The sequence below is a fragment of the Mariniflexile maritimum genome, assembly GCF_009746565.1.
Taxonomy (GTDB): domain Bacteria; phylum Bacteroidota; class Bacteroidia; order Flavobacteriales; family Flavobacteriaceae; genus Mariniflexile; species Mariniflexile maritimum.
The window spans coordinates 290709-313527 of sequence record NZ_WRPN01000001.1 but is presented as its reverse complement, the minus strand read 5'-3'; the positions used below and the strand labels follow the sequence as shown (position 1 = coordinate 313527).

Sequence of the window (22819 nt, the reverse complement as noted above, 5' to 3'; positions counted from 1 at the left end):
AATTACCTAAGCGTATAACAATTAATACCCACAATCATGAAAAAGTTTATATTCATAGTAGCTGGCCTCATCCTTACGGGATTTGCAGTTAATGCCGACACAACCAACACCGACTTTACAAATACTTTTAACAACCGAGGTTACGGTAACGCTTTCATTTTTGTGGAGGATGGTATTGAATTTTCGGTTTTCCCCGATGGTCAATTCGACTTTAATTTATTGCGTGGTAACTCGCGCTTAAATGTTTCCATAGGTTCTCCAAATGTAAACATCAGCTTCAACTCGGGTTACGATTACAATGCTTATGTGCAATATGATGAGTACGGCGCCATCATCCAAATAGAAAACACCCCTATTTATTATGATTATTACGGACGCATCGTGCAAGCGGGCAACGTAAACATCAACTACAATAACCATGGCTATGTATCGCGCGTTGGTGGTTTGTATATCCATTACAACAATTACAACGTGTTTTCTTATGTAACGGGCTACATAAACGTTTATAATAGACACTATGTTTATAGACCTTGGCACCGTTATTACAGGGTACCAGCGTACGATTACTGTGTGGTTTACAACCGTCCTTACAGACAATATTATGCCCCGGTGCGATACGTTTACACAAGGCCTTTTTATAACAATTACAGACCTAAAACCGCTATTTATGGCAGAAGGGGTGAAAGTATTGAAAGAAACAGGGAATATGCCACCGTTTACAGAAGTCCGAAAAATGTAACACAAATTAACAGGAAAGCCAGTTCAAGACGTTATGAAGGTGATTTGGATAGAAGTTCTGATAGAGTTGCCCGTACTGAAAACAGAACTGAAAGTTCAAGGCGTTATGAAAGTGATTTGAATAAACATTCTGAAAGAAATGCGCCCCAAGTAAACAGCAATGCAAATAGGCGCGATTATACCAACAACACCCAAGCAACACGCATTAATTCCCGAATGAACGATACTAAAACAACCCGTGAAAGCGTTAATAGACCTGTTGTAGCGCATGAAAATAACCCAAGAACCAACGTGGTAACGCGAACCAAAAAAAATAATATGATTGAAAAACCAAATAACGCAAATTCACGTACATATACTAAAAGTAATTCAGCTACCAGAAGCATGCCGCAAGTTACACAAAGAACTTCGGAACGCACCGTAAGCCGAACCGTAGAAAGCAAGCCAATGGCTGCAAAAACACGAAGCAATTCTGGTAATAACAATACACGATCGGAAGCTTCTTCAAGAAGACGGTCTTAATAATTTTGGTTGGTTAGTTTGGAAATCCCTGCGATACGTTTGCCTCAAAGCAACATCGTGGGGGTTTCTGTTTTTCCGCGAAAGCGAAATCTATTAACAAATAGAACCCGTTCTTTATCGTAGCCTTAAATACTTCCTTAACATTCCTGAAATATCTTCGGAAATTTCGAGTTTTAAAATTGCCAAAACATAAAGGGCCGTTACCAACAGTGTTTTTAAGGCAATATTGATAATGGGATGGAGCGGAAACTCCCAAAAATAGAAAAGTAACACGCATCCAACAATCACCAATAAAACCAAGCCCGTATTTTTGTCAAAAGGCATCATATCAAACTTCAGTTTCACAAAATAGATTTTTATGGTGTTATAAACTGAAATCGCTAAAAACGTGGCAAATGCCGACCCATTTATTCCAAACATGGGTATAAAAAGCATGTTAAGAAATACCGTTAAAACCGTTAAAATAACCCCAAACAATAGCACTACCCTATAATAATCGCTATTAAAAAGCACCACATTGTTACAGCCCATCAAACAATCATAAAGTTTTGCAATGCCCACTAAAAAAACCACTAGAAGTCCGCCGCCAAATGCCTTTGGTATCAACAAATAAAGGGCGTTAATGTTTACCAAAATAATAACAAATATAAAACCGCCGATAATAAATAAGGTTTGCGAGCTTCTTACATATAAATCTTTTAAAGCAACTTTGTTCTTATCGTTCAGGTATTTTGCGGTAAGCGGTTGTAAAATTTGCTGCATCGAGCGCGATGGCACCACAATTACCGTGGCGATGTATATGGCAACCCCATAATAGGCCACTTCCTGAATGGGAATGTACATGCCCAACATAAAGGAATCGATATCCAGGATAACCGTTGCAATGGAACCCGCAATGATGATCAATGCTGAATATTTTAATATCGATGGCAACTTCTCAATTTTATAAAACTTAATTACCGGAAACTTTAAGCTAAAGGCGTACAATTTCATGATGATGGTCCTGATTACATGAAGCACCACGATACCAATTATAAATTGCTCTACATCGAGCCATTTAAAATACACGGCAAAAAGCAGGAGCATCGTACCTACCCTATGGAATACTTCTTTCATAAAATTGCCAAAAACCGTTTGCATCTGGGTTTTCGACCATGCAAAAAACACTTCAAAATACGCCATGGCAATAGCGGTAACATAAATGTACCAAACGTACTCCTTTACAATACTGTTTTTTTGAGATAGCAACTCACCAATGGTTTCGTAAGTAAAACAGCCAATAAGCCCAATGGGGATGATGAGTGCCAAGGGCAAAAAAAGCATGAGGGTTAAAAAACTATTGAGCGAGTTTTTGGTTTTAAATGTTGAATAAAACTTAATGATGGTGTTATGTGCCCCAAAAGCCATTAAAGGCATGATAATGTTGGCCGTACTCATTAAAAATGCCACCAATCCATAATAAGTGTTTGAAATAAAATAAGTGTACAAAAACAGCGTATTAAGTGCGCCAATGGCAAACCCGAGATAGGTTGATACCGTATTCTTAAACGATTGTGTGGTAACTATGCCCATTATAACAATTTTGATAAAGCTTGGGTAAGCGATTTTCTGCTGTATTTTTGCAATCCAACGGGATAAACTTGCAAAGCTTTATTTTTATATGCCAAATAATGCTCTAAGATACTCGTTTTTAAAGCGTCATAATCATCATAGGTGAAGTATTTTCCGGTATTGGTTTCCTTTATTATTTTTTCAACATCGGAATGAATGGGGCCAATAGCGATGATGGGGCGGTTTGAAACCATGTATTCAAATAACTTCCCCGGAATGATGCATTGGGTTTCCTCGGAATCTATTTCAACCAATAACAATATTTGTGATTTTCTTTGAAATGCAATCGCTTCATTATGCGATACATAACCTATGTTGTTTATATAATTACTTAACTGGTACTTTGCAATGGAAGCGAGCACCTCTTCGCTCACAAAGCCAATAAAATTTAGTTGAAAATCTTTTGGGAACGACTCGTTTTCAGTCATTAAATCGCCCAAAACCTGCCACAACACTTCGGGATTTCGTTTTGATAACAAAGACCCAATATGCGACATGGTAAATTTTGAATCCATGGTAAAGGCAGCCACAGTTTCCTTATCGTAACCGTTCGTTATCACTTCAATGGGTTTATGGGTGAGCAACTGAAATTCCTTTTTGGTGGTGAAACTGGTTACAATAAGTTGGTCGGCTGCATTTAAGACCTGTTTTTCAAGGGCTTTGTGTTTTGCTTTTGAAGCCGCCGTAAGCTTTAACTGTTTGTGGTAGCCAATGGTAGTCCATGGATCCCTAAAATCAGCTATCCATTTCACACCCAGCCGTTTCTGTAATTCCAACCCTATAAGATGCATGCTATGTGGCGGCCCTGTGGTAATAATGGTTTCGATGGCTTCTTTTTTAATGTAATCACTTAAAAATGCAACCGATGGTTTTACCCACGACCTTCGCGCATCGGGAATAAAAAAATTGCCCCGTACATACAGCAATAGTTTTTCTATAAACCCTTGTTTTCTGTCTTCGGAAATGATGCCCTTGCTTATGGTTTTCGCTGTTTTTTTTGAAAATAGACCGGCAAACTTATAAGGTTCTTTTATGGGGTGTTTAACGATGGTAAGTGTGTTAGGAACTTCAGTTACCAAACTATCATCCACCAAGGGATAATGTGGGTTTTCCGGAATGTAAACAACGGGTTCTATATTAAAATCCTGTAGATATTTTACAAATTTAAGCCAACGCTGTACCCCTGGCCCTCCCGCAGGTGGCCAATAGTAGGTAATGATTAAAACTTTTCTTTTGTTCATGTTTGTCATTCCTGTGAAGGCATGAATCGTACTAATAGAAACTAAAAAATCGCTACACTTCCTCCAATTGTGTTTCTTCGGTTTTGTTGCCCATAAAACCATAAAACAGGGCTCCAAGCAACAACAGGCCAAATAAAACAGAACTCGCCAAGGCAATACTGCTGCCCGTTTTCACTACATCGGGATCGAATTTAAACTCAATAGTATGTTTTCCTGCGGGCAGTTCCATACCCCGCAAGGTGTAATTAACGCGGATATGCGTGGTTTCCTTGCCATCTAAAAACGTTTTCCAACCGTTGCCGTAATAGATTTCAGAAAAAACCGCAAAACCATTATGCGTGTTGTTTGATTCGTATTTTAAATAATTTGGTTTATAGGACACCAATTTTATGGAAGCCAAGGAATCGACCTTGTAAGTGGATGGAAGCTTTTTTGAGGTTTCAGAATGATAAACGGCCTTGATTTTTGTGTCCAAACTATCCAAGGCTTTTATTTCTTCATTGGCAGAATTTACATGCTCTAAGGTTTTTACAAACCAAGCGTGCCCGTTGGCATCTTCATTTGTGAACGGAATTATTTTGCCTTCATTTTCAAAAATGATGTACTTGGTGTTGAGCATGTTAAGCACATTGATGTTGTTTTTCGCAATGTAAAAATCGAACACATCGCTGTAGCGTTTTAATTCGGCGGCATTATACCCATTTAATGAATTATGGAAATACGAGGGTTTCGCTGCACCGCCCACCAAATCGAAAACCCGGTAATACCCCTTGTCCTTCAAAATATATTGGTCTGCCTCGTTGGCTTCAAAAGGTTTGTTTACTTGAATGGCCGACACAAAATCATCGTTGTTCACATAGCGTCGCGCAACGCCCACCAAATCGAACAAAATTAGGATGCCGAAAGCGACAATCACCGATGTTTCCTTCAGTTTATTCTTCAAATACAGATAAATAGCCCCGGCGGAAAGCAGCACCAAAACCAAAGTCCGCAGCGTATCTTGCGTAAAAAGCGTTATGCGATCTTCTTTTAAGGCATCCATAAACGCTTGCCCGTAACTTTGGCGGTAATAACCATCGTTCACGCCCACAAAATCAAATAAAGTCGATTTCAGTAATAAAAATGCAATTGCCAAACCGCCCGTAATATACGTGGCATATTTTAAGGCCTTCTGTTTTTCTTCCTTCTTCACCAAAGTGTTGAACAAGCGCACCAATCCGAAAATAGCCAACACGGGAATGCACAATTCCAAAATAACTTGTATGGAAGTAACCGCCCTAAATTTGTTGTACATGGGCACGTAATCAATAAAGAAATCGGTTAAAAAATCTAAATTTTTTCCGTAGGAGAGCAATAACGAAAACACCGTGCCACCAACAAGCCACCATTTTAAGCGGCCTTTCACCAAAAACAGCGCGAAAACAAACAAAAACAACACCACGGCACCAATATATGCCGGGGCTTCCACAATGGGTTGTTTACCCCAGTACATGGGTGCGTGTTTTACCTGTTCGGCCGCTTGTATGGGTGGTGCCCCTAATTTTCTAAACGCATCATAAGTTGCAGAGTCCTTGCCGATATCTTCCCCATTGCCACCGCCCATAAAACGGGGGATAAACAGGTTAAAGGTTTCGGCAAAACCGTAACTAAACTGCGTGATATAATCCTTGTCCAAACCTGTGGTTGCCACTTTTGGTGTTCCGTCGGGATTGATGGTTAAAACGCTTTTGCCACGGGTACTTTCCTTAACATATTCTTTGGTGGCCAATACGTTGGTGGCGTTTAATCCAATCGCTAAAATAACGGCGGCCATCAAAATACCAACGGTTTTAAAATAATGTGGCAGTTCTTTCTTTTTGAATGCATCAACTAAATAAGCAATGCCAATAATCGTGACTAAAAACAGCAAATAATAGGTCATTTGAAAATGATTTGCCACCATTTCAAGTCCCATGGCAACAGTTGTGAGCAGAAAACCAGCAATATATTTTCGTTGAAACGTGAGCAAAATTCCGCTTAAAACCAAAGGCATATAGGCAATGGCGTGTGCTTTACTGTTATGTCCAACACCCAGAATGATAACCAAATACGTTGAAAACCCAAACGCCAAAGCGCCAACGGCAGCAAGTTTGTAATCGACTCTCAACACTAACAAAAGCACATAAAAACAAACGAAATACAGGAATAGATAATCGGCTGGTCGCGGTAAAAACCGTAAGGTCGCGTCTAATTTTTTAATATAATTGTGTGGGTATTTGGCACCTAATTGGTAGGTTGGCATACCAGCAAACGCGCCATTGGTCCAATAAGTTTCTTCACCTGTGGCTTCCCTAAAATCATTTTGCTGCTTGCTCATGCCAATATATTGCATGATATCGCTTTGAAAAAGCTGTTTTCCTTTAAGGAGTGGATTAAAATATGATAAAGAAATTATAACAAACCCAATAATAACGAGTACGTGCGGAAGTATTTTTTTTATTGAAAATTCCATGGAACGGTTTTAAAACAATGATTGCGAAAATTAGTCAATTTCTTCGTAATCCACATATTCGCCCACATCTTTATTTGAAGTTTTTGTATTTGGAATTTTATCAATAGTAACCTCGCCTTCTTTTTTTGGCACTTCTTGATGGGGACGTTGTTGAAACTGACCAAATTTTTCCTCGGCCTTTTTCGCAATAAACTTAATAAGTAACGGTGCAAAAAGTCGTGATAGAATTTTAACTCCATAATAAATTAGGAGTATAATCAACAACGTTCTAAAAAAACCAGTTACAGATGCTTGTTGTAACATAAACAATAATTTTATGCAAAAATACAATTCTATATGTTTAAAAAACCTTGAAAACCTATAAAAAAACGATAAAATATCTATATTTGAAACGCCTTAACACGCTATTTTTATGCATTTGTGAATACTAAATGATTTACAATAACAAAAAACAAGACTATGAACTCCCTAAAACCTACCCTGTTTTTTTTCGCCTCGTTATTAACCACAGGCGTTTTTGCACAATACACCGACGTTATTAATTCCAACAGGCCGGGTGTATCCAGAAGCGCGTTTTCAGTTGGCACCAACGTTGTGCAATTTGAGCTGGGGCCTTATTACATTAGTGAAAAAAGAACCCCCGCCACCACTTATAAGATAGATGGTTTGGGTGTCGATTTTGCGGCTCGTTACGGATTGTTACTGGAAGAATTGGAGGTGAATGTAGAAGGCACTTTCCAAAATGACACCAAAACCTTCACCACGGGTATTACGGCCGAAGATAAACGCACAAACTTTAAATACCTAACCGTTGGTGCAAAATATTTAATTTTCGATCCCTATAAAAACGCCGATGACAAACCCAACTTATACAGTTGGAAAGCGAACCATCAGTTTAAGTGGAAAACCTTAATTCCCGCTGTATCAATATATGCAGGTGCTAATTACGACACAAAAAACAATCCTTTTGTAGCACCTACCGTTGAAGGGTTCAGCCCTAAGGTAATGCTAGCCACACAACATAATTTTAATGGCGGTTGGGTGTTTGTAATGAATTTAATTAAAGATAGAATTGGCACCGACCAGTCCGATTTCCAGTACATACTCACGTTAACCCATGCCTTTAACCCCAAATGGGTTGTTTTTGGCGAAACCCAAGGGATAAAAAGCGATTTTTATGCCGATAATCTGTTTCGGTTTGGAGGGGCCTATTTATGGACCAAAAATTTTCAGTTAGATACGGCGGCAACCTTCAACACCAAAGATACCCCTTCGGTTTTTAGTGTTAATTTTGGCATGTCGTACCGATTGGATTTTCACAAGGACAAGGAAATAGATAACGGCACATCAGCGAAAGATGAAGGCGAAAGAAGAAAAAACAAATCAAAAACAACCGATGTTATAGAGGAATACAATAAAAAACACAAAAGAAAAAACCAAGATTTCAACTAAACTTTGACCACCGCCACCTAATGATTTCAATAAAAGAAGTAAAAACAAAAAGCGATTTAAAAGCCTTTGTTAAATTTCCATTCCAACTATATAAAGGCTCAAAATATTGGGTCCCGCCTATTATTAGTGAAGAACTTAAAACCTTCAATAAAACTGAAAACCCGGTTTTTAATGATGCCGATGCCACCTTATTCTTGGCCTATAAAAATGGTGAAGTTGTGGGTCGGGTGGCGGCCATTATCAATTGGCTGGAAGTTAAAAACCAGAGCTTAAAAAAAATGCGTTTTGGTTGGTTCGATTTTATTGACGATTTAGAGGTTTCAAAAGCGCTTTTAAACAAGGTTGAAACCATTGGCAAACAGCACCATTTGGAATATGTTGAAGGCCCTGTGGGCTTTTCAAACCTCGATAAGGTTGGCGTTATTACCGAAGGCTTCGATGCCATTGCGCCTATGGTTACCTGGTACAACCATCCGTATTATGTAAAACATTACGAAGCGGCAAATTATGTTTTTGAAAAATCCTACTCCGAGAGCAAGTTCCCTTTTGCAAACGTTAAACCGGAATTCTTTTTTAAAGCCCAAGAACTCATAAAAAAGCGCTACCAGCTAAAGGCTTTAAAATTCACCAAAACTTCGCAAGTAATGCCTTATGTAGATAAGATGTTCGATTTATTTAACGAAAGTTACGCATCCCTATCTTCTTTTGTGGCCATTACCGAACTTCAAAAAGCCTATTTCAAAAAGAAGTTTATAAGTTTCATAAACCCTGAATATATTAAATTTATAGTAGATAAAGACGACCATCTTATAGGCTTCGCAATTGTAATGCCCGCGTTTTCCAAAGCATTGCAAAAAATAAACGGCAAATTATTCCCTTTTGGCTTTAGGCACATCCTGCATGCCAAAAAACACAGTAAGGAGGTTATCTTTTATTTAATTGGCATCCATCCCGACTACCAAAACAAAGGGGTTCATGCCCTTATTTTTAATGAATACTACCATACTTTTAAAGAAAAAGGCATAGAAACCTGCATTAGAACTCCAGAATTGGAAGATAACTACGCCATTCATCAAATTTGGAAACATTTCGACCCAATTGTTTTCAGACGTAGAAAAACATTCCGAAAAAGCCTAAAATAAAACAATTTTTTTCCGTCGAATTTATGGGTTGTTGCCATGGCTTTAGCACATTCATTTGCATTGTTTTTGTACATTTGTTAAACAACATCCTAAATTAAGCATCATGACTGTAATACCAAGCGTAGATTTAACCGATTTTATCTCGGGAGATGCCCAAAAAAAGCAACAATTTGTAAACGCCATAGGAAAGGCTTACGAAGACATTGGGTTTGTAGCGTTAAAAGGCCATTTTTTAAATGATGCCCTTGTTGAAAAGCTCTATTCGGAAGTGAAAAAATTTTTCAGTTTGCCCGTTGAAACGAAACAACACTATGAAATTCCCGGAATTGGCGGCCAACGTGGTTATGTATCCTTTGGAAAGGAAAGCGCAAAAGGCAAGAAAGAAGGCGATTTAAAGGAATTTTGGCATTTTGGGCAGTATGTTGAAAACAACCCAAAACTAGAAGCCGAATATCCTAAAAACGTGGTGGTTAAAGAACTGCCCGAATTTAATGAAGCCGGAAAGGAAGCCTATAAAATGTTGGAAAAAACAGCAAAATATGTACTGCGTGCCCTAGCCCTATATTTAGGTCTGGAAGAAACCTATTTTGATAATTACATCCATAACGGCAACTCTATTTTGCGCCCCATACACTACCCACCCATCACCGAAGAACCTAAAGATGCCGTGCGCGCCGCAGCCCATGGCGACATTAATTTAATAACCCTTCTTATGGGTGCCCAAGGGCGTGGGCTGCAAGTGCAAAACCATAAAGGCGAATGGATTGATGCCATTGCCGAACCAGACGAATTGATGATTAACGTGGGCGACATGCTCTCAAGGCATACCAACAACAAGTTAAAATCTACCATACACCGGGTTATCAATCCACCGCGCGAGCTTTGGGGCACATCGCGCTATTCCATACCGTTTTTTATGCACCCCATTAGCGATATGAAACTGGATGTTTTAGAGGCCTGCATTGATGAAAACAACCCAAAAGCCTTTGAAAACATTACGGCGGGCGAATTTTTAACTGAACGTTTGATTGAACTGGGGTTGATAAAGAAATAAGTTTCCGGTCGCCGTTTTTTGTTTATTCCATTTAAACGTTACGGCGACCAAAACTGAGACTGAATACTAAAAAAATGGATTTACAAGACCAACTAAAAAATTTATTTCCAGACCATGTTCGGGAAGAAACAACCGAAAATTTAGAAAAAGCCTCCGAAATTTGGATGCAAAACGAACCCATTATTTGCAAATACGAAAAACGCAAGGGCAAACCCATTACCATTCTTGAAGGCTACACAGGTGCCACCGAGGATTTTAAACTATTGGCAAAAGACATAAAAACAACCCTGAGCGTGGGTGGCAGTTTTAAGGACGATAAAATAATAATTCAAGGCGATTATCGCGATAAAATAATGAAAATGCTAAAAGATAAGGGCTTCAACGTGAAACGCGTTGGAGGTTAATTTATGGCAAAACTTCCGCTACATATTACAAATGGAGCCGTTTTAAGCACTTATTTAAGTGAATTGAACATTAAAGGCGATATACTATCATGGCAAGAAATGTTGTGTGAAGGCCCTACCGTAGAACAGGTTTATTCTGAAGAATTTTTAGAACTCAGAAAAACCTTCTTTAGCGATTTTTATGATGTCGATCTGGAAATTTCGATGATCCATGAGGAATTGGACAAACTAAACCATCCTGAAAAATATTCGGAAATTGTTCTTTGGTTTGAATTCGATTTGTTTTGCCACATCAACATGCTGGCGGTAATTAGCTTACTTCACCAAAAAAAAATCGTGCTTCCCCTCTACCTAGTTTGCAGTGGCAGGGTAGATAGGAGCAAAAACCTAAAAGGCTTGTCTGAACTTAATTCGGGAGAACTTTTAAAACTTTATAGGGATAAAATAACATTAAAGCCCGAAGATGTAGATCTAGCCATTTCGGTTTGGAACATTTACTGCGGAAAAGACCATAATTTGTTAAAACCTTATATTGTGGAACCTTCATCGTTTGAGTATTTAAGCAACTGCCTAAAAGCCCATTTAGAACGTTTTCCGGAAACAAAGGATGGCCTAAACGTTATGGAACGGAATATTTTGGAAATTGTTAGGGATAACGCCATTAAAACAAAAAACCATTTGTTGGGCTATGCATTAAATTACCAAGGCTATTATGGTTATAGTGATTTGCAATTGCTTAGAATCATTGAAAAACTGACTATTTTTTTTGATGTCAATGCAACCAGCATCAAATTGAACAGAAAAGGACATGAAGCCTTATTAGGCCAACATAATTTTGCTTATGAAATTGACAATAGAATGGTATTTGGTGGCGTGCATAAATTCGATTTTCAATTCAATAAAAAATTAAACAAACTTGTAAAAACAGTACGACATGGCAATTAAAGCATCCGAACTTATATTAAACCCCGATGGCAGTGTTTATCACCTCAACCTAAAACCCGAAAATGTTGCAGAAACCATTATTTTGGTGGGCGACCAAGATCGCGTTGAAAAAGTATCGAAACATTTTGACACCGTCGAGTTCACGACCCAAAAACGGGAATTTAAAACCCATACGGGCGTTTATAAAGGAAAACGCATTTCGGTCGTTTCAACCGGTATTGGCCCTGATAACATCGATATCGTAATCAACGAACTCGATGCCCTTTTCAATATCGATTTAGAGACCAGAGAACCTAAAAAAAGCATTACAAGCATTGAATTTGTTAGAATTGGCACCTCCGGCTCCTTACAAAGCGACATCCCTGTTGATGCCTTTGTGTTAAGTACGCATGGACTCGATTTAAACGGCATGTTGCATTTTTACCAAATTAACCCCGTTAGCAACCCTACCATTGAAGATGCGTTTATAAAACACACCCATTGGCAGGCAAACAAGGCACGCCCCATTATTATAAAGAACAGTGAAACACTTCAAAAAAAATTGGAAAGTGAATCTGTTTTTAAAGGATTAACGGCCACGGCGGGCGGTTTTTATGGACCACAAGGCAGGGTATTGCGCTTGCCATTGGCCGATGCCACCTTAAACCATAACATGGACACTTTTAATTTTGATGGAGTGCGCATTACAAACCTTGAAATGGAAACATCGGCTATTTACGGGCTTTCAAAACTTTTGGGTCACCATGCTGTATCGCTAAACGCCATTATTGCCAACAGGGCCAATGGTACTTTTAGCGAAAATCCATCGCAGGCAGTCGCAAAACTTATTGTTTATACCTTGAACAAATTGGCCGTTTAATTAAAATTACCATCTAAATTTTAATCAAATGTTAATGTTTACAGAAATCCAATGTGAAAAATTATTAAATATTTACTTTTGAAACCAATAAAAAATGAAATGAATAAAATGAGAAACTCCCTAGTACTGCTTGCCGCTTTAGCCCTTGCTGCCTGTAACAATGAACCGAAAGATTATGTAACGCTGTCGGGCAAAATAACCAACCAAACCAGTGATTCAATCGTGGTTAGATCGCGTACCTATTCCAAAACCATTAAAGTAAACCCTGATGGCACCTTTAAAGATACCTTAAAAGTAGAAACTGGTATTTACAATTTTACGGACGGAAGCGAGTCTTCTAATTTTTTCCTAAAAAACGGCTTTGATATCAACCTGACCCTAGACACCAAACAGTTTGACGAAACCATAAAATACACCGGAATTGGCGCAGAACACAGTAACTTTTTGGCAAAAAATATGCTCATGCAAGAGCAACTTTTAGATTTGGATGCTTTAAGTGCTTTGGATATGGAAGGATTGGAAACTAAATTTGGCGACATTAAAAACAAATTGGCCGAATTCTACGAGGCTCATAAAGAAGTGGACACCTCCATCATCAACCGGTTAAAAACGGATATCGACCCCATGCTCAATTATTATAAGAATTATTTAGCGGAGTCTGTGGCACTAAAAACCGAACTGGCAAAAGGCAAGCCCTCACCAACATTTGAAGGTTATGAGAATTACAAAGGAGGCACAACCTCATTAGCCGATTTAAAGGGAAAATATGTATATGTTGATGTTTGGGCAACTTGGTGTGGCCCCTGTAAAGCAGAAATACCCGCATTAAAAGCATTGGATAAACAGTATGAAGGCAAAAATATTCATTTTGTTAGTTTATCAATTGATGATGATAGAAGCCACGGAGGTTCTTGGGATAAAGCGCGGGAAAATTGGAAATCCATGATAGCCGAAAAAGAATTAACGGGCATCCAGTTATTTGCCCCCAACGGTTGGCAATCGCAATTTGTATTGGATTATAAAATTAAAGGCATTCCACGTTTTATCTTAATCGATCCGAACGGCAATGTAGTAACACCCGATGCGCCCCGCCCCTCGGATGCAAGCCTCACAGCGTTATTTACATCACTCAATATTTAAAGATTCCGGAATTTACTAAAATTACGGTTTAGCCACGAATACACGAATATTTAGTATTTGTGCATTCGTGGTTTTTTATTGTTTTTCATCCTCGGCATTATGTGCTGGTATGGGTTCGGGTTGCGAAAATAAATCCTTAAAAGCATCGCCTAAATAGTCTATAATATGGGTGGCAAGTAAGCTATGGTAACCATAAGCTTCCAAAGCCATATCACCCGATTTTCCATGTAAATACACCCCAAAAACAGCAGCATCAAGTGGTTCATAACCTTGTGAAATCAATCCTGTAATAAGTCCGGTTAGTACATCGCCGCTTCCTGCGGTCGCCATGCCAGGGTTTCCGGTCGTGTTAATATACAATTTGCCATCAAAAACCGTTATCGTATTAGCGCCTTTTATAACAAGGATGCACTGGTGTTTTCTTGAAAAGTTTTTTGCCTTTTCAAGTTTATCAAAATCATTTTCCCAACGGCCTATCAACCGTTCCAGCTCTTTAGGATGTGGGGTTAACACCGTTAGTTTTGGCAAAAGTTTTAAAAGCGCGGTGTTTTTTGATAGCATGTTAATGCCATCGGCATCAATAACCAACGGCACTTTATTGTGCTTTAAAAACGCTTCAAAAGCAGTAGTGGTTTTTAAATGCGTTCCCATACCTACGCCAAAACCAATAACGGTGGGTATGATTTCAAAAGAAATATGGGATATTTTTTCTTCATCAGCATCTGTAATAACCATGGCTTCTGGAAACGCCGTTTGTATAGGGATATAACCACATTTTGGTACATAGGCGGTTACCAAACCCGCACCAACCGATAATGCCGCTTTACTGGCCAATGTTACGGCACCTATTTTACCGTAACTGCCGCCTATAATTAGGCTATGGCCAAATTCCCCTTTGTGGGCAAATTTGTTCCTGGGCAGGTATCGTGGCAGTATTTCATGCTTTCCAATCAATGAGGCTTCGGTTGTTGTGTTTTGAACATATTCGGCATCAAAACCAATATCCAACACATCCCATTGTTTGGTAAATTTGGCTGTTTGGGGTAAAAAGAATACCAGTTTTGGTGTTACGAAAGTTAATGTGAAGTCGGCCAAAACAACACCTTCTTCATCATGAGGAATGGTATCGGTACTTAATCCAGAAGGTATGTCGATGGACAAAGTAAAAGCTGTTGATTTTTTAAAATGCACAAACAGGGCTTTTATCCAAGCGTCCACAGGTCGGTTAAGCCCAATGCCAAAAATAGCATCAACAATAATGTCGTTCTTATTTATTTCAGGAAAATCCTCCTTACAACTTAATAAAGTAGGCCATTTTTTTGAAACGCCTTTAATGCGCTCATAATTCACCAAAAAATCCTTCGAACGTTTGTTGCTGCAATTTACAATGTAAACAGTTACGTTATAACCATCTAAAATCAAGTATCTGGCCAGTACCAGCCCATCGCCTCCATTGTTGCCAATACCGCAAAATATATGGATTGGTACCGGCGCACCTTGCAAACGCAAATGCATCCAATTAAAAACTTGTTCGCCGGCGCGTTCCATTAAATCGACCGAGGAAATATTCTGGCGTTCTACGGTTAGCCTGTCGCCTTCATACATTTGTTCTTTTGAAAAAAGTTTCATCTAGTAGTCATCATTAGAAGTTCAAAATAATACCACGACAATTTAGGCAATAAAAAAATCCTTAGCTACATTTTTGACTAAGGATTTGCTTCCATTTTTTATATTTTTTACGCCTTTGTGCTTTATTCCTTAATGAATTTGACCATTTCTAGGTTTTCTAATTTTAACAAATACAAACCATCCGATAAAAACCGAACATCAATTTGGTTATTGTTCGATATGGTACCACGCGCCACTTCCTTACCTTGCATGGTGTAAATAACATAATTTTTAGATTCGGCCAAACCGGAAAGACTTATGTAATTGGTTGAAGGGTTCGGATAGGTTTTTATGCGCGCCTTTAAATCGACCGTAATATCTGAAAAATTGCTGGTATCTACCGTATTTACAGTACCATACGATATGCCCGCTGCATTAATGGCGTACGATGCCACATAATAAACTGTATTTTTTGCTACATTTTTTAAGCTGAAATTAAAATCTGGTTCATTTCCGTATAAAACAACTTTGGTATCGGCGGTGGTTGGGTTTTCAACCGAAGTACTGTAAACAAAGCCTCTTTCCAAAACAGCAGAACCGCCGGCATTTGTAATTTCCCCTTTCAAATCTATTTGTTTTTCTTGGTTGTTAAGGGTTGCATGACCTATTACACCCGGTACCGCTATTTGCATTTTGTTCCTTTTGCCATGCTTAACGGCACTTTCTTGCGCATGGGCAACGAGCGTGGTTAAAAATAAAAGAAGAAAAATGTGTAAGCAGAATTTTTTTGGTTTCATTTTGAAGGATTTTTTTAATTGGAACATACAAATATATGATTTTATCGATATAAAACGCATTTAAACGGATAATATTGTATTTAATCGAATATTTTTATAAAACAATAAGTGAAGTACTACCAAAAATATTTCAGAACCCGAAATTTTAAAAACAAGGTTTTTTGAAGCAGCCCTTAAAACACTAAATTAAACATCAATTTATTTTTATGATTTTTATAATTCAAAATCAAAATGGCTCATAATATGAAATGAAACTAGCCTACAAATAAGAATCCCGTAAAAAAATGGTTTTAATTTTTTTATAAAATTAATTGTAATACATTTGGTAAGTACAATTATTGAATATAATGAATCCATTAAACCAAATTTTGACAGCATCTATTTCTTTTTCAACAAAAGGAACCACGTCTCTTTTGGGTACTACTACCATCATTACGACCCTTTGGGGTTGCTAATTATATATTCTTCGTACTAAATTTGTAATTTTTATAATTACACCATCCCAACTATTTTTTTAAATAATAAATTCATTAAAACATGAAGGTTTTAAAATTTGGAGGAACCTCCGTAGGTTCGTCAAAAAACATACAAAGTGTCATTGCTATTTTAGAGGATTACGCCAAAAAGGAATCGGTTATATGCGTTGTTTCAGCAGTTGGCGGCATTACCGATAAATTGCTTCTAGCAGGAAAACAGGCCCAAAATAAAGAGACCGACTTTCGTAAAACGTTCGAGTCCATCAAGGCAATTCACTTAAACATCATCAACGAGCTAAACCCTACTAAAAGTGAAAGCATTTTAAGTTATGTCGATTTTAAATTGAATGAACTTAAAAATCTATTGGAAGGCATTTTCCTAATAAATGAGCTTACGCCCAAAACATCAGACAAATTAGTAAGCTTTGGCGAGCTTTTATCAGCGTACATTATTGCTGAAACCATGAAAAACCGGGATATTTCGGCAGCTGTTAAAAATTCGCAAGAACTGGTAGTAACCAATTCCAATTTTTCTAAGGCCGAAGTAAATTATGCGGTTACCTATAAAAACATCCAAGATTACTTTAAAACGGTTTCACAAACAATAACCATACTTCCTGGGTTTATTGCCAAATCGCAGTTAGGCGAAGAAACCACACTGGGCCGTGGCGGTTCCGATTTTACGGCAGCCATGGTAGCAGCGGCCCTAAAAGTGGCGAAATTGGAAATCTGGACCGATGTAAGCGGTATGTTCACCACCAATCCAAAACTGGTAAAACAGGCCTACCCCATCCAGAAAATATCCTACCAAGAAGCCATGGAACTGTCGCATTTTGGCGCTAAAGTGTTATATCCGCCAACAGTACAGCCTGTTTTAAATTTGAATATCCCCATCCATATAAAAAACACCCTAGAGCCCCAAGCGTTTGGAACCATCATTTCCAACGAGGAAACCAACAACGCCTCACCGGTAACGGGCATTAGCAATATTGCCAATATTGCCTTGATAACCTTACAAGGAAGTGGTATGATTGGGATTCCCGGGTTTTCAAAACGCTTGTTTGAAACGCTTTCGCAAGAAAAAATAAACGTAATTTTAATTACGCAAGCATCCTCGGAACATTCTATTTGTTTGGGCATTGATGAAAAAGATGCCGAACTTGCCAAAACCGCCATTGACGCTACGTTTGAAAATGAAATTGCCCTCAATAAAATTGATCCCATAATTGTTGAAAATGAGCTGTCCATTATAGCATTGGTAGGCGATAACATGAAAAACCACCAAGGTATCAGCGGCAAAATGTTCAGTGCCTTAGGTAAAAACAACATCAACATTCGAGCCATTGCACAAGGGGCTTCAGAAAAAAACATTTCAGCCGTTATTTTACAAAGTGATGTTAAAAAGGCCCTAAACACACTGCATGAACAGTTTTTTGAGAGTAAAACAAAACAGCTAAATGTGTTTATTACAGGGGTTGGCAATGTTGGCGAGCGTTTGGTTGAACAAATTAAGCAACAACGTAAATACTTAAAGGAAAACTTAAAAATCAATTTGAGGGTAACGGGTCTGTCCAATTCCAGAACCATGATTTTTAATGATGAAGGCATCGATTTGCATAACTGGAAACACGATTTAGCGCAAGGTGAAAAAGCAACTTTGGAAGGTTTTTTTGAAAACACAAAAGCACTAAACCTTCGCAACAGCATTTTTGTGGATGTTACTGCAAATAAGGAAGTTGCCAACCTATACGCCAACTATTTACGACAAAGTATAGGCGTGGTTGCCTGTAATAAAATAGCCTGTTCCAGTGATTACGAAAACTACAAATTATTAAAGCGCTTATCGCTTAAATATAACGCCCCATTTTTGTTTGAAACCAACGTAGGCGCAGGTTTACCCATTATTCATACCTTAAGTAATTTAATAGCTTCGGGCGATAAAATAACTTCAATTCACGCTGTTTTATCAGGAAGTTTAAATTTTGTATTCAACAATTTTAATGATACAACCAAGTTTTACGATGTTGTAAAGCAAGCAGCGGCTGAAGGCTACACCGAACCCGACCCCCGTATCGATTTAAGTGGTGTGGATGTGGCCCGAAAAATTTTAATTCTTGCCCGTGAAAGTGGCGTTGAGATGAATTTAGAGGATATTGAAAACACCCCGTTTTTATCGGAGTCTGGAATGGAAAGCGATTCGGTTGACGATTTCTATCAAACCCTAATCACCGATGAAGCACATTACCAACGTTTATATGCTTCCGCGAAAGCGAAAAACTGCCAGTTAAAATACGTGGCGCAGTTCAACAATGGAAAAGCAAGCGTAAGTTTACAGGAAATACCAAGCGACCATCCTTTTTATAACTTAAAAGGAAAAGACAATATCGTAATGTTTTACACCCAACGCTACCCCGAACAGCCCATGATCATTAAAGGTGCCGGCGCCGGTGCCGAAGTAACCGCTTCGGGGTTGTTTGCCGATATTATTAGAATTGGGAATGATTAGTTAATTAAAAATGAAACCGGCATAGCGAAGCACGAAGCACCCCCATTTTAATTAGGCAGATTGCTCCGTACCTCACAATGACGTAAATTATAAAAAAGACTAGAAAATATAGTTAAGGGCATAACGACTTTTTAAAATCTATTTTCTTTACTATATATTCTTTTTTCAAAAAATATGAACGAAATAAAAATATTTTCACCTGCAACTGTCGCCAATGTAGCTTGTGGCTTTGATGTTTTAGGCTTCTGTTTAGACAGTATTGGCGATGAAATGGTTATTCGGAAAACCGATAAAAAAGGTATTTTCATCACTAAAATCGAAGGAGGCTTCAAGTTGCCTTATGAAGCCGAATTGAACGTTGCGGGCGTTTCGGCACTGGCGATGTACCACGCTTTAAAACCCGAGGGCGGTTTTGAAATTGAAATCCATAAAAAAATAAAACCCGGGAGCGGTATTGGCAGTAGTGCCGCCAGTGCCGTGGGCAGTGTTTTTGGTATGAACCAATTGTTGGGCAGGCCCCTTAACAAAACACAATTAACCGCATTTGCCATGAAAGGAGAAGCCTTGGCAAGTAAATGCGAACACGCCGACAACCTCGCTCCTGCCCTGTTTGGGGGCTTTACCTTGGTGAAAAGTTTGGAACCTTTGGAAATATTACAAATTCCAACACCCAATGACATGTTTGTAACCATCATCCACCCACAAATTGAAATAAAAACCTCGGAGGCGCGAGCCATTTTGCCAAAAGAAGTGGCCTTAACCAAAGCAGTTGCACAATGGGCAAATTTTGGAAGTTTAATACATGCGTTGCATACGAGCGATTTTGGTTTAATACAGCGTTCATTAAACGACGTGATTGTAGAACCTTATAGAAGTCAACTTATCCCAAACTATTTTGAAGTAAAAACAGAAACCCTTAAAGCTGGTGCTTTGGGGGCAGGCATTTCCGGTTCGGGGCCTTCAATATTTTCGTTAAGCAAAGGACTGGAAACCGCTAATAATGTGGCAGATGCTATGAAAAAAGCATATAATAAAACTGGTATCGATTTTGATATTCATGTATCGAAAATTAATAAAGAAGGAGTTAAGGTTTTATAAACAGAAAATGACATTGCGATGGCGCCACAACTGAAGCACTCGCTTAAATGAAAATGTTGAATTAAAATAATTACGAATTATAAAAACAGATTCCTGACTTTGCAGGAACGACAACAAATGAAATACCACTCGCTAAACCACAAAGCACCAAACGCATCGTTTAAGGATGCCGTAATAAAAGGCATTGCGCCCGATAAAGGCTTGTATTTTCCTGAAAGCATCACGCCACTACCAAAGTCCTTTTTTGATAATATGGATGCTTTATCGTATTCGGAAATCGCTTTCGAGGCCATCAAACAGTTTGTGTCCCCAGAAATTCCGGAAGCTGTTTTAAAAACCATTGTTGAAGAAACCTTATCGTTTGATTTTCCAGTAGTAAAATTAAACGAAAACATATCAACATTGGAATTGTTTCACGGGCCAACCATGGCGTTTAAAGATGTGGGTGCGCGTTTTATGGCACGTTGTTTAGGGTATTTTAACCAAAACAACAATCGGGAGGTTACGGTTTTAGTGGCCACTTCGGGCGATACGGGTGGTGCCGTAGCCAATGGTTTTTTAGGTGTTAAAGGTGTAAACGTTGTGATTCTATACCCTAGCGGAAAAGTGAGCGACATTCAAGAAAAACAACTTACAACCTTGGGGCAAAACATAAAAGCGTTGGAAGTTAACGGCACTTTTGATGATTGCCAAGCCATGGTTAAAACCGCTTTTTTAGACGAAGCGTTAACTAACCACATGCAATTAACTTCGGCAAATTCCATCAATGTAGCACGTTGGTTGCCACAGTTGTTCTATTTTATGTTTGCCTACAAGCAATTGCACAAACAGCACAAAAACATTGTGTTTTCTGTGCCAAGTGGTAATTTTGGCAATATTTGTGCAGGCATGATGGCACAGCAATTGGGCTTGCCCATCAACCATTTTGTGGCCTCAAACAATGCCAATAATGTGGTTACCCGCTATTTAATATCACAGCTTTACGAGCCAAAACCATCGGTACAAACCATTAGCAATGCGATGGATGTTGGCGCACCAAGTAACTTTGTTCGTATTCAGGAAATTTATAAAAATAATTTCGAAGACCTAAAAAATAATTTAACATCTTTTAGTTATTCCGATGAAGAAACAAAAGAAGCCATGTTAGAAATGCACACAAAATACAACTATGTGGCCGACCCACATGGTGCCGTTGGCTATTTGGGTTGCAAAGATTATTTAAAAGAAAATCCAACTGCACATTGCGTGTTTTTAGAAACCGCGCACCCAACCAAATTTTTAGATGTGGTAGAAGCTGTAATTAAAACAAAACAGTCATTGCCCCCACAAATAGAAGCAGTTATGGGCAAAGAAAAAGAATCGGTTGTAATTTCTACCTACGATGATTTAAAACACTTTCTATTAAAAAAATAAATGCGTTAACAGCTTAAAATGGTATGAACTGGCTCATTTTAATTAGTGCGGGATTATCGGAAGTGGCATTTGCGTTTTGCTTAGGTAAAGCCAAAGAAACCACAGGTAATGATGCGATGTATTGGTACGCCGGCTTTTTGGGTTTTTTAATTTTAAGCATGGCATTACTTGTTAAGGCCACCAACCAACTGCCTATTGGCACCGCCTATGCCGTATGGACCGGCATTGGTGCCGTGGGTACCGTTTTAGTTGGTATCTTCATCTTTAAAGAACCGGTCACTTTTTGGAGGGTTTTCTTCATTACCACCCTTATTGCTTCTATTATTGGGCTAAAGGTGGTTTCTAATTAACGGTACGCTTTTATAGAAATTACAAAAACATATCTTTCCCTTTTGAATTTGTTAAAAAAAAGGCTAACTTATATTGGTCACTAATTACGTTAAAACTTTTTCGCATCATTGCAAAGTGCTTCAAGTTTGAGATAGATTCCTTGATGTTTGATTTCCTTAACTATTTTTTCTTTATAAATTCACTTTATCGCATTTGTCAGAAAAAAGATAACAACCTTTAACTTACAATAATTGATCTTTTATAGTCAAAAATTTATCTTTTTGAGTAAAAACATGCTGTCCCTTTGCTTTATATTTAAGAAATCCTAAATACAGTTCCCGTATCTTGAATGGTGGAAAATCTGTAAAAAAACAAACAAAAAAATAGAATCATGGAAAAATCAAACAACAACAATAAACACGCAAAGTACACCACATTTTTTTTAATGCTAGGCACCTCATTTATTGCCATGTACATAACCATGTATTTTAACACTTACACGACCGACCATGTGTATTTTAGCCTTACCCGTTTCTATATGACCTGTTTAGGAATATCCGCAATGGCAGTTATCATGCTGTTATTCATGCTGAAAATGTACAAAAACAAGAAAAAAAATAGGGCCATACTATTGGGGAGCATCCTTCTTTTTGGTGCGGCACTAATGCTGTTACGAACCCAAAAACCAATTATTGGAGATGTTCTATGGATGAAAGCCATGATACCACACCATTCCATTGCCATTTTAACCAGTGAACGAGCAAATATAAAAGACCCGGAAGTGAAAAAATTGGCAGAGGACATCATAAAAGCCCAAAAAAGGGAAATTGAGGAAATGAAAGTAATGATAAAACGATTGGAACATAAAAAATAAAAGTATTCCTCCAGTTGGACAACACTTTTGGTTCATAAAAAACAAACGAAAATAACCGCCAACCACATTTAACTCCCTCACAAAACCACCTTCCATAAAATTTATATACATTTGCTTT

General features: G+C 38.2%; 19 protein-coding genes. 13 read left to right on the top strand and 6 right to left on the bottom strand.

Features of this window, described 5'->3' with window-relative positions; translation table 11 throughout:
• Positions 1-36: 36 nt before the first annotated feature.
• The gene (locus GQO80_RS01335; RefSeq protein ID WP_157206396.1) at positions 37-1260 is read left to right on the top strand and encodes a hypothetical protein; all 1224 of its coding nucleotides are present in this window, start codon (positions 37-39) and stop codon (positions 1258-1260) included.
• 114 nt (positions 1261-1374) lie between these two features.
• On the opposite strand, the gene GQO80_RS01330 is transcribed toward GQO80_RS01335, so the two are convergent.
• From GQO80_RS01330 to GQO80_RS01315, 4 genes are read right to left on the bottom strand one after another with little or no spacing between them, the layout of a single operon-like run.
• Entirely contained in the window at positions 1375-2832 is a 1458-nt protein-coding gene (locus GQO80_RS01330; protein ID WP_157206395.1) for an oligosaccharide flippase family protein, read from the bottom strand.
• Positions 2832-4112: a glycosyltransferase family 4 protein gene (locus GQO80_RS01325; protein ID WP_157206394.1), complete on the bottom strand. Its 1281-nt coding sequence runs from the start codon at positions 4110-4112 to the stop codon at positions 2832-2834. Before GQO80_RS01325 ends, GQO80_RS01330 begins: the two co-directional genes overlap by 1 nt.
• A gap of 52 nt (positions 4113-4164) precedes the next feature.
• On the bottom strand, positions 4165-6603 hold the full coding sequence (locus GQO80_RS01320) for a YfhO family protein (RefSeq protein WP_157206393.1): 2439 nt from the start codon (positions 6601-6603) through the stop codon (positions 4165-4167).
• Between the two features lie 30 nt (positions 6604-6633).
• Entirely contained in the window at positions 6634-6906 is a 273-nt protein-coding gene (locus GQO80_RS01315) for a DUF4834 family protein (RefSeq protein ID WP_157206392.1), read from the bottom strand.
• Positions 6907-7062: 156 nt separating this feature from the next.
• On the opposite strand from GQO80_RS01315, the gene GQO80_RS01310 reads away from it, so the two are divergent.
• From GQO80_RS01310 to GQO80_RS01280, 7 genes are all read left to right on the top strand, one after another.
• On the top strand, positions 7063-8055 hold the full coding sequence (locus tag GQO80_RS01310; RefSeq protein ID WP_157206391.1) for a transporter: 993 nt from the start codon (positions 7063-7065) through the stop codon (positions 8053-8055).
• 20 nt (positions 8056-8075) lie between these two features.
• Positions 8076-9197 carry a GNAT family N-acetyltransferase gene (locus GQO80_RS01305; protein ID WP_157206390.1) on the top strand — a complete coding sequence of 374 codons (1122 nt, stop codon included), beginning with the start codon at positions 8076-8078 and terminating at the stop codon, positions 9195-9197.
• A gap of 103 nt (positions 9198-9300) precedes the next feature.
• Positions 9301-10251 (top strand): isopenicillin N synthase family dioxygenase, encoded by a 951-nt coding sequence (locus tag GQO80_RS01300; protein WP_157206389.1) that lies wholly within the window; start codon positions 9301-9303, stop codon positions 10249-10251.
• A 74-nt stretch (positions 10252-10325) separates the two neighbouring features.
• Entirely contained in the window at positions 10326-10655 is a 330-nt protein-coding gene (locus tag GQO80_RS01295; RefSeq protein WP_157206388.1) for a translation initiation factor, read from the top strand.
• A 3-nt stretch (positions 10656-10658) separates the two neighbouring features.
• On the top strand, positions 10659-11600 hold the full coding sequence (locus GQO80_RS01290; protein WP_157206387.1) for a DUF1835 domain-containing protein: 942 nt from the start codon (positions 10659-10661) through the stop codon (positions 11598-11600).
• Entirely contained in the window at positions 11590-12459 is an 870-nt protein-coding gene (locus GQO80_RS01285; protein WP_157206386.1) for a nucleoside phosphorylase, read from the top strand. Before GQO80_RS01290 ends, GQO80_RS01285 begins: the two co-directional genes overlap by 11 nt.
• A 108-nt stretch (positions 12460-12567) precedes the next feature.
• A complete protein-coding gene (locus GQO80_RS01280; protein WP_157206385.1) occupies positions 12568-13599 on the top strand; it encodes a TlpA family protein disulfide reductase in 1032 nt (343 codons plus the stop codon).
• 75 nt (positions 13600-13674) lie between these two features.
• On the opposite strand, the gene GQO80_RS01275 is transcribed toward GQO80_RS01280, so the two are convergent.
• Positions 13675-15228: an NAD(P)H-hydrate dehydratase gene (locus tag GQO80_RS01275; protein ID WP_157206384.1), complete on the bottom strand. Its 1554-nt coding sequence runs from the start codon at positions 15226-15228 to the stop codon at positions 13675-13677.
• A 122-nt stretch (positions 15229-15350) separates the two neighbouring features.
• Complete coding sequence (locus GQO80_RS01270; RefSeq protein ID WP_198037707.1) at positions 15351-16004, bottom strand: T9SS type A sorting domain-containing protein; 654 nt, start codon at positions 16002-16004, stop codon at positions 15351-15353.
• 537 nt (positions 16005-16541) lie between these two features.
• Here GQO80_RS01270 and thrA point away from each other — a divergent pair.
• The 5 genes from thrA to GQO80_RS01245 all read left to right on the top strand — a co-directional run bounded on the left by thrA (position 16542) and on the right by GQO80_RS01245 (position 22701).
• Positions 16542-18986, top strand: coding sequence for a bifunctional aspartate kinase/homoserine dehydrogenase I (gene thrA, locus GQO80_RS01265; RefSeq protein ID WP_157206382.1), 2445 nt, complete (start codon positions 16542-16544; stop codon positions 18984-18986).
• Between the two features lie 174 nt (positions 18987-19160).
• A complete protein-coding gene (locus GQO80_RS01260; protein ID WP_157206381.1) occupies positions 19161-20084 on the top strand; it encodes a homoserine kinase in 924 nt (307 codons plus the stop codon).
• A 117-nt stretch (positions 20085-20201) separates the two neighbouring features.
• Positions 20202-21497, top strand: coding sequence for a threonine synthase (gene thrC, locus GQO80_RS01255; RefSeq protein ID WP_157206380.1), 1296 nt, complete (start codon positions 20202-20204; stop codon positions 21495-21497).
• 23 nt (positions 21498-21520) lie between these two features.
• Positions 21521-21847 (top strand): DMT family transporter, encoded by a 327-nt coding sequence (locus GQO80_RS01250; protein ID WP_157206379.1) that lies wholly within the window; start codon positions 21521-21523, stop codon positions 21845-21847.
• Between the two features lie 371 nt (positions 21848-22218).
• Positions 22219-22701: a DUF305 domain-containing protein gene (locus GQO80_RS01245; RefSeq protein WP_157206378.1), complete on the top strand. Its 483-nt coding sequence runs from the start codon at positions 22219-22221 to the stop codon at positions 22699-22701.
• The last annotated feature ends 118 nt before the right edge of the window (positions 22702-22819 follow it).

What these genes read in the sequence shown, in the direction of transcription:
- GQO80_RS01335 (WP_157206396.1), top strand. Translation starts at nt 37, where the DNA reads ATGAAAAAGTTTATATTCATAGTAGCTGGCCTCATCCTTACGGGATTT.
- GQO80_RS01330 (WP_157206395.1), bottom strand. Translation starts at nt 2,832, where the DNA reads ATGGGCATAGTTACCACACAATCGTTTAAGAATACGGTATCAACCTAT.
- GQO80_RS01325 (WP_157206394.1), bottom strand. Translation starts at nt 4,112, where the DNA reads ATGAACAAAAGAAAAGTTTTAATCATTACCTACTATTGGCCACCTGCG.
- GQO80_RS01320 (WP_157206393.1), bottom strand. Translation starts at nt 6,603, where the DNA reads ATGGAATTTTCAATAAAAAAAATACTTCCGCACGTACTCGTTATTATT.
- GQO80_RS01315 (WP_157206392.1), bottom strand. Translation starts at nt 6,906, where the DNA reads ATGTTACAACAAGCATCTGTAACTGGTTTTTTTAGAACGTTGTTGATT.
- GQO80_RS01310 (WP_157206391.1), top strand. Translation starts at nt 7,063, where the DNA reads ATGAACTCCCTAAAACCTACCCTGTTTTTTTTCGCCTCGTTATTAACC.
- GQO80_RS01305 (WP_157206390.1), top strand. Translation starts at nt 8,076, where the DNA reads ATGATTTCAATAAAAGAAGTAAAAACAAAAAGCGATTTAAAAGCCTTT.
- GQO80_RS01300 (WP_157206389.1), top strand. Translation starts at nt 9,301, where the DNA reads ATGACTGTAATACCAAGCGTAGATTTAACCGATTTTATCTCGGGAGAT.
- GQO80_RS01295 (WP_157206388.1), top strand. Translation starts at nt 10,326, where the DNA reads ATGGATTTACAAGACCAACTAAAAAATTTATTTCCAGACCATGTTCGG.
- GQO80_RS01290 (WP_157206387.1), top strand. Translation starts at nt 10,659, where the DNA reads ATGGCAAAACTTCCGCTACATATTACAAATGGAGCCGTTTTAAGCACT.
- GQO80_RS01285 (WP_157206386.1), top strand. Translation starts at nt 11,590, where the DNA reads ATGGCAATTAAAGCATCCGAACTTATATTAAACCCCGATGGCAGTGTT.
- GQO80_RS01280 (WP_157206385.1), top strand. Translation starts at nt 12,568, where the DNA reads ATGAGAAACTCCCTAGTACTGCTTGCCGCTTTAGCCCTTGCTGCCTGT.
- GQO80_RS01275 (WP_157206384.1), bottom strand. Translation starts at nt 15,228, where the DNA reads ATGAAACTTTTTTCAAAAGAACAAATGTATGAAGGCGACAGGCTAACC.
- GQO80_RS01270 (WP_198037707.1), bottom strand. Translation starts at nt 16,004, where the DNA reads ATGAAACCAAAAAAATTCTGCTTACACATTTTTCTTCTTTTATTTTTA.
- thrA (WP_157206382.1), top strand. Translation starts at nt 16,542, where the DNA reads ATGAAGGTTTTAAAATTTGGAGGAACCTCCGTAGGTTCGTCAAAAAAC.
- GQO80_RS01260 (WP_157206381.1), top strand. Translation starts at nt 19,161, where the DNA reads ATGAACGAAATAAAAATATTTTCACCTGCAACTGTCGCCAATGTAGCT.
- thrC (WP_157206380.1), top strand. Translation starts at nt 20,202, where the DNA reads ATGAAATACCACTCGCTAAACCACAAAGCACCAAACGCATCGTTTAAG.
- GQO80_RS01250 (WP_157206379.1), top strand. Translation starts at nt 21,521, where the DNA reads ATGAACTGGCTCATTTTAATTAGTGCGGGATTATCGGAAGTGGCATTT.
- GQO80_RS01245 (WP_157206378.1), top strand. Translation starts at nt 22,219, where the DNA reads ATGGAAAAATCAAACAACAACAATAAACACGCAAAGTACACCACATTT.